6 protein-coding genes are annotated in these 7,095 nt (G+C 74.5%); 4 read left to right on the top strand and 2 right to left on the bottom strand.

Annotated features, from left to right (window positions below):
* The 4 genes from ACOJUF_RS23845 to ACOJUF_RS23830 form a co-directional block, all read left to right on the top strand.
* The coding region (locus tag ACOJUF_RS23845; protein ID WP_420124299.1) for a sensor histidine kinase at positions 1-1,141 on the top strand (1,141 nt) is incomplete at its 5' end.
* Positions 1,138-1,782: a response regulator gene (locus ACOJUF_RS23840; RefSeq protein WP_420124298.1), complete on the top strand. Its 645-nt coding sequence runs from the start codon at positions 1,138-1,140 to the stop codon at positions 1,780-1,782. The genes ACOJUF_RS23845 and ACOJUF_RS23840, both read left to right, overlap by 4 nt.
* A 159-nt stretch (positions 1,783-1,941) precedes the next feature.
* On the top strand, positions 1,942-3,462 hold the full coding sequence (locus ACOJUF_RS23835) for a hypothetical protein (protein WP_420124297.1): 1,521 nt from the start codon (positions 1,942-1,944) through the stop codon (positions 3,460-3,462).
* Between the two features lie 86 nt (positions 3,463-3,548).
* Positions 3,549-4,508 (top strand): hypothetical protein, encoded by a 960-nt coding sequence (locus ACOJUF_RS23830; RefSeq protein ID WP_420124296.1) that lies wholly within the window; start codon positions 3,549-3,551, stop codon positions 4,506-4,508.
* Positions 4,509-4,524: 16 nt separating this feature from the next.
* On the opposite strand, the gene ACOJUF_RS23825 is transcribed toward ACOJUF_RS23830, so the two are convergent.
* Positions 4,525-6,570 (bottom strand): NAD(+) synthase, encoded by a 2,046-nt coding sequence (locus tag ACOJUF_RS23825; RefSeq protein ID WP_420124295.1) that lies wholly within the window; start codon positions 6,568-6,570, stop codon positions 4,525-4,527.
* 78 nt (positions 6,571-6,648) lie between these two features.
* Positions 6,649-6,993: a hypothetical protein gene (locus tag ACOJUF_RS23820; protein ID WP_420124294.1), complete on the bottom strand. Its 345-nt coding sequence runs from the start codon at positions 6,991-6,993 to the stop codon at positions 6,649-6,651.
* Between the last annotated feature and the right edge of the window lie 102 nt (positions 6,994-7,095).

Raw genomic sequence — 7,095 nt, 5'->3', positions numbered from 1 at the left:
GATCGGCGTCGGGGTGACCGCGCTGGCCGTCACCGAGGCGATCGCCTACCCGATGCTGGACGGCGTGCCCCGCGGGTGGCTCTCGGTCGCGCTCACCGGGCTGGCCGCCGCCGCGATCGTCGGTCGACGCACCGCCCCGGGGCCGGCCGCGCTGGCCGTCGGCCTGACCTACCTGGTCGCCCTGGCCTTCGCGGCCCCGGTGGGCAGCGGCTTCTGGTGCCTGGCGACCGTCGGCGGCGTGCTCTGGACGATCGCGGTCCGGCCCACCTCCACCGGGCGGGACGCGGCGGCCGCCGCGTTCCTGGTGGTGGCCGCCGGCCTCTCGGCCTGGCGCCTGGACCCGGACAACGCGGCCCTGCTGGTGCTGATCATGCTCGTCGCGCTGGCCGGCGGTGGGGCCGTCCGGTGGGCGCGGAACCGCGCCGCCACGGCCCGGGACCGGGCCCGGCGGCACGAGGACGAGGTCGACGCGGCCACCGCCGCCGCGCTGGCGGCCGAGCGTGCCGCGTTCGCCCGGGAGATCCACGACATCGTCTCGCACGCGGTCGGGCTCATCGCGGTCCAGGCCGCGGCGGCCGACGTCAGCTGGCCCGCGGACCCCGACACGACCCGTCGCGCGCTCCGCCTGATCTGCGCGACCGCGACGGCCACGCTCGCCGACCTCGACCGGCTGCCCCCGGCCGGGAGCGCCCGATCCCGCCGGCCGGCGGACCTGGACGAGCTGGTCGATCGGATCCGGGCGGCCGGCACCCCGGTCCGGGTCGCCGGCCTCGACCGGATCCCGGCCGAGCATCTCGACCTGGCCTACCGGGTGCTGCAGGAATCGCTGACCAACGTGCTCCGGCACGGGGCGGGCGCGGCCGCGGAGATCACCGTGACCGGCGGTCGCGACACACCCGACGGCGGGACGGCTCCCGGCGGCGCCGGCCCGGACCCGGGCGGCCCCGTGCGGATCACCGTGCTCGACGGCGGCGCCGCCGTGAGCCCCGGTGAGGCCGGGACCCGCCGCGGATACGGGCTGATCGGGCTGGCCGAACGGGTCGGGTTCGCCGGGGGCACCCTCCGGGCCGGACCGGCGACGGGTGGCGGCTACCTGGTGGAGGCCACCCTCCCACCCCTCGGCGACCGGGTGCCGGGATGACGGTCCGGGTCGTCGTGGTCGACGACAACGAGTTGCTGCGGGCCGGTCTGGTCACCGTGCTGACCAGCGACCCGGAGATCGAGGTCGTCGGGCAGGCCGCCGACGGGCCGGCCGGGGTCCGGGCCTGCCGCGAGCACCGGCCCGACCTGGTCCTGATGGACGTCGAGATGCCCGGCGGGGACGGCATTGCCGCGACCCGACGGATCACCGCCGACCGGCCCGCGGTCCGGGTGCTGATCCTGACGATGTTCGACCTGGACGACTACGTGGTGCAGGCGTTGCGCGCCGGCGCCGCCGGGTTCCTGCTCAAGACCACCCCGCCGCGGGCGCTGATCCGGGCCGTGCATCAGTGCGTGGCCGGGGAGACGACGGTCGGCCCGACGGTGATGGCCCGCCTCGTCGACTCCTACGTCGGCCACCAGGAACCGCCGCCGCCGGGCGTGGCCGAGCTGACCGGGCGCGAGCTGGACGTCCTGCGCTGCCTGGCCGACGGCCGCTCCAATGCCGAGATCGCCGGGGAGCTCTTCCTGGCCGAGACGACCGTCAAGACCCACGTCGCGCGGATCCTGGCCAAGCTCGGCGTCCGCGATCGGGTGCAGGCCGTCGTCGTCGCTCACCGTTGCGGGCTCGCCCGCGGCTGACCGGACGGCCAACGCCGGCCGGCAAGCGCCGGAGGCAATCACCGGCCGCTCGAGCGGCGGGATCGGGCCCGGAATGGGACGATCGGAACTCCGGACCTGGTGGGCCGGCCCTGGTCGGCGGGACGGGTCGGGTCGGCGGGCCGCCGGCGGGGAGGGACCATGCGGGACGAGCTCGGCCGGATCGTCCGGGTGCTCGCCGTCATGCTGCTGGCGCTACTGGCCACCCTCGCCGGGACGGCCACGGCGGCGGCCGATCCGCCGACGATCGAGCTGAGCCCGGAATCGGTGAGCCTGGCCCCCGGCGCCACCGCGACCGCCGTCCTGGTCCTGCGCAATCCCGGCCCCGATCCGGTGACCGGCACCTTGGCCGTCGGCGACCTGATCGGTGTGACGGTGGCCGAGCCGGCCGCGGCCGGTCCCGTCTCGGTCGCTCCCGGTGCGTCCGTCGGCGTCCGGCTGCCCCTCGCGGCCGACCGCACCTTCGCCGGCGGCGCCCTGACCGTTCAGGTCACCGGCACGGCCGGGTCGGTGCCGTTCGTCGCCGTCACGACGCTGACCCTCACGGTGCCGCCGCTGCTGCCCGCGCTCGGGGTCAGCCTGATCGGGGTGCCGGCCGATCTGTCCGACGGGCAGACCGGGACGGTCACCGTGCAGGTGTCGAACCCGACCACCCGCTACCTGGCCGACGTCCGGCTGCGGACGCTCGGCAGCCAGAGCCTGTGCTGGCGGTCCACGCCGGGCGGGAGCTGCGAGTCCGGCGAGTCCGGCGACCGTTCCCTCGGTCCGGTCGCCCCCGGCGGGCTGATCACCGCGACGGCCGACCTGCAGGCCGGTGACCGGGTCCGGCCGGGCAGCCAGCAGGTGGCCGTCGTTGCCGAGGCGGACGTGGCGGGTGAGCCGGCGACGGTGGTCGTCGGCTCGACGCAGGCCTCGGTCACCCTCACCGTCTTCGGGCTCGACCTGTTCAGCCCGTTCGGGATCACCGGTCTGCTCCTGCTGCCCGGTGCCGTCGCCCTCCTGGCCTACCAGGTCACGCGGCGGGTGCTGCCGGGCCCGCCGGCCCCGGGGGCCGTCGACATCAAGGACCCGGGGGCGCTGCTGTTCATCGTGCCGGTGGGCCTGCTGGTCTACCTGCTTGCACTGTCCGTCCTCCGGCTGAACCTGCGGGACGAGGTCGGCACCGCCGACGCGATCTGGCTGTTCGTCACCGGAGTCGGCATCGGCGTGGTGGTGGCGGTGATCTGGTGGGTCCGATGGTGGTGGGTGGTGGGCCGCAAGACGTTCCGCACCCGGGACACCGCGGCGACGGTGCTGCTGCGGATCGCCCGGCGGGACCGGCTGCTGCGCCGGCGACCGGTCACGGTCGACTCCGCGCGCCGGTACGTGCTCCAGGACGGTGACGACCGGGCGATGCTGGGGCAGCCGATGGTCTGCGTGATCCCCGCGGCGGACGGCGACACCTTCGTCGCGGCGGTCGACGACAATGACTTCCGGACGGTCACCGGCCGGATCCGGCTGCACCGCTGGGAGGTCTGGAAGCGCGACCCGGTCACCGTGCGCTGGGCCGATCCCGGCCGCCCGGGCGTCGTCGACGTGGCCACGACCGCCCTCGCCGGGAGCGGGCCGCCGGAGTCGATGCTGATGCTGGCGCCGGACCTTCCGGAGATGGCCGCCCCGTGAGGCGGCCACCCGACGTCAGGAAGGGCGCCGGCAATCGCCGGCGGTCCCACGACATGAAATCGACGTCAGACTAACGGAGGTCGGCGGTGTTGAACAGCCTCACCGTGTCGGTGCTGGCCACCTACCGGTGGGTCGTCGGAGACGACGCGACGACGACCGCCGTCGTCGACGGCCGCGGGTATCTGGACGCGATCGTCGCGGCGCAGCAGGGCCGGCAGGCCGCCGGCCTGACGCTACCCTGGTCGCGATACTTCAACCGGCTGTGGCGCTTTCAGCTTGGGGCCGATTACCGCAACCTGCCGCCCCGCACGATGGTCGGGATGCTCGTGCCGCTGCGGATGCCCATCCCCGGCATCGGCTTCGCCGCGCCCGCGGCGGGCGCGGCCCCGGTGCAGGTCGACGCCGAGCTGATCTGGCACCCCTTCGCCGTCACCACGATGGCCACACTGCGGATCGCGGGGGACTCCTGGCGGCAGCCGGAACCGCTCGGCTCGACGCTGCAGGCGGTGCTGCGATCCGCGTGGACGGGCGCGGCCGGGCAGGTCGGCAACGGGCTGCCGCTGCCCGCGCTGCCCGCGGCCTGGCAGCGGGACGCGGCCGGCCGGCCCTGCCGGCCGGTGCCGGTGTCGACGACGGTGCTGATCTCCGGCCGGCACCACGCCGAACTCGCGCCGGGCGTGCTGGCATCGGCCCTGGCCACCGGGTTCAAGGATCCGGTCGACCGGTCGTCCCCGCTGCAGGATCCGGGCGGCTTCCTCGCGCTGCGCGACCACACCGTCGCGCTGGTCGTGCCGAACGCGACACCCAACGGCGCCGCCGGCCATCTGTGCCTGCATGCCAACACCGCCATGCTGCTGGCGATGATCGAGAACCTGCGCGTGCTGGGCGACGCCGCCGGGCTGCATGCTCGCTGGTACCGCGATCTGGCCCGGCCGGTGCTCACCCACCTGTACGACCGCACGGACCACCCGGCCGTCGGCACCGGCTACCGGTCCCGGGTCGCCCAGGTCTGGCTGGACGCCCGCGGCGACCGGCCCGCGGCCTGACGCCGCTCCGCTCGGCTCAGCTCAACTCGGTGGGGACGTTGCGCTCCAGCTCGGCCAGCCACACCGCGGCGTTGCCGTCGGACGGCGCCCGCCAGTCCCCGCGCGGCGAGAGGGAGCCACCCGCCGACACTTTGGGACCGTTGGGCATGGCCGACCGCTTGAACTGGCTGAACCCGAAGTACCGCTTGACGAAGACGGTGAGCCACTGCCGGATCGGTGCGAGATCGTAGGCGCGCCGCCGTTCCGGGGGGAACCCGATCGGCCACAGGCCGCCGTCCACGTCGTGCCAGGCGTGCCAGGCCAGGAAGGCGATCTTGGACGGCGGGAACCCGTACCGCAGCGTGTAGAACAGGTTGAAGTCCTGCAGTTCGTAGGGCCCGACGGACTTCTCGGTGCTCTGTGGCACCTCGCCGTCCTTGACCGGGATCAGCTCGGGCGAGATCTCGGTGCCCAGGATCGACAGCAGGATCTCGTCGACGTCGTCGGAGAAGTCCTCCAGCCCGGCCACCCACCGGATCAGGTGCTGGATCAAGGTTTTCGGCACGCCGGCGTTGACGTTGTAGTGCGACATCTGGTCGCCCACCCCGTAGGTGCTCCAGCCCAGGGCCAGCTCGGACAGGTCGCCGGTGCCGAGCACGATGCCGTGGTGGTGGTTGGCCAGCCGGAACAGGTAGTCGGTGCGCAAGCCGGCCTGGACGTTCTCGAAGGTGATGTCGTACACCTCCTCGCCGCGACCGAACGGGTGGTCCAGGTCGGCCAGCATCTGCCGCGCGGCCGGCCGGATGTCCAGCTCGTCGGCCGTGATCCCCAACGACCGCATCAGCGCCCAGGCATTGGCCTTGGTCGACGTGCCGGTCGCGAATCCGGGCATGGTGTAGCCGCGGATGTTCGTCCGCGGGTAGCCCAGCAGGTCCATCGCGCGCGCGGCGACGATCAGCGCGTGCGTGGAGTCGAGCCCGCCGGACACCCCGATGACGACGGTCCGGGTGCCGATCGCCCGCAACCGCTGGACCAGCCCGTCGACCTGGATGTTGTAGGCCTCGAAGCAGTCCTGGGCCAGCCGGTCCGGGTCGGCCGGCACGAACGGGAACCGCTCGACCACCCGGCGCAGGCCCAGGTCGGCCGCCGGCGGGTCGAGCGTGAACTCGACCGTGCGCGGCGCGATCCCGCCGACCACCCGCCGGTTGTCGTCGAAGGTGCCCTGCCGGGCCCGCTCCTGGCGCAGCCGGTCGAGGTCGACGTCGGCGACGGTCACCACGGGATCCTCGGCGAACCGGGGCCCCTGCGCGAGCAGCGCGCCGTTCTCGAACACCGACGTCTGCCCGTCCCAGCTCAGGTCGGTCGTCGATTCCCCGCGGCCGGCCGCCGCGTACAGGTAGGCCGACAGGCAGCGCATCGACTGGGCCCGGCACAGGGCCGTGCGGGTGTCCGCCCGCCCGATGGTGATCGGGCTGCCGGACAGGTTGAGCAGCACCGTCGCGCCGGCCAGGGCCAGCCCGCTCGACGGCGGCACCGGCACGAACATGTCCTCGCAGATCTCCACCCCGACGGTCAGCCCGGGCACGTCGGCGGCGCTGAACAGCAGGTCGGTGCCGAACGGCACGTCCCGCCCGGCGACCCGGATCGTCTGGCCGGTGACCCCGTCGCCGGACGCGAACTGCCGCCGCTCGTAGAACTCCCGGTAGGTCGGCAGGTGGATCTTGGGCACCACCCCCAGCACCGCCCCTCGGTGCAGCACCACGGCCGTGTTGAACAGGCGGTCCCGCTGCCTCAGCGGCGCACCGACGACGATCACCGGCAGCAGGTCGGCGGTGGCCGCCGCCAGCTCGCCCAGCGCCGCCTGGACCGCGTCGAGCAGGGCCTGCTGGCCGAGCAGGTCGTCGATGGCGTACCCGGTGAGCGACAACTCGGGAAAGAGTGCGACGGCGACCCCCTGGTCGGAGCACTGCCGGGCGACGTCGGCGATCCCGGCGGCATTGCGCGACGGATCGGCGATCCACACGTCGGCGGTGCAGGCGGCGACCCGGGCGAACCCGTGCGCGTACAGGGAGCGGAACGTCATGCCCCCATCCTGCTGCAGCCACCCCTCCGGGCCACAGCAGGGCGTCGGCCGTCGATCCGCCCGGGTCGATCCGCCGGGTCAGGCCCGCCGCGCGCGGGCGGTGAGGATCAGTGCCGAGCCGATCGCGACCGTGGTGACGAGCGAGGTGAGATGCCCGACGAGGCCGTGCTCGTCGTAGGTGAGCCACTCGGGCAGCCGGATCAGCTGCAGGGCCGAGATCACCAGCAGCGCGATGCCGGCGATGAACCAGCCGGTCCGCCGGCGGGACGGCGCCGGCGTGCCGGCCGGCGCGGGATCCGGCGCGACCCGGCGCAGCCCCGATGATCCGGCCGGGCCGGTGGGAACGGTCGGGCTCGCCGGCGCGGTCGGCCGGGTCGGGACGGCCGGTGTGGTGGGGGTGGTCGGCACGGTCGGGCTGGACATGTCCGGGCTCCTCGGGGCGGGGGTGGGGGTGACACCTCCGAGACTGCCGGGGCCGGGACGTCGCCGATGTCCGCCGACCGGCCGATGAACCGGGGGAACCGG

The organism is Nakamurella sp. (assembly GCF_048594475.1).
Classification (GTDB): domain Bacteria; phylum Actinomycetota; class Actinomycetes; order Mycobacteriales; family Nakamurellaceae; genus Nakamurella.
The sequence above is the reverse complement of the archived record's forward strand: the minus strand, read 5'-3'. Positions and strand labels throughout refer to the sequence as shown.

What these genes read in the sequence shown, in the direction of transcription:
- ACOJUF_RS23840 (WP_420124298.1), top strand. Translation starts at nt 1,138, where the DNA reads ATGACGGTCCGGGTCGTCGTGGTCGACGACAACGAGTTGCTGCGGGCC.
- ACOJUF_RS23835 (WP_420124297.1), top strand. Translation starts at nt 1,942, where the DNA reads ATGCGGGACGAGCTCGGCCGGATCGTCCGGGTGCTCGCCGTCATGCTG.
- ACOJUF_RS23825 (WP_420124295.1), bottom strand. Translation starts at nt 6,570, where the DNA reads ATGACGTTCCGCTCCCTGTACGCGCACGGGTTCGCCCGGGTCGCCGCC.
- ACOJUF_RS23820 (WP_420124294.1), bottom strand. Translation starts at nt 6,993, where the DNA reads ATGTCCAGCCCGACCGTGCCGACCACCCCCACCACACCGGCCGTCCCG.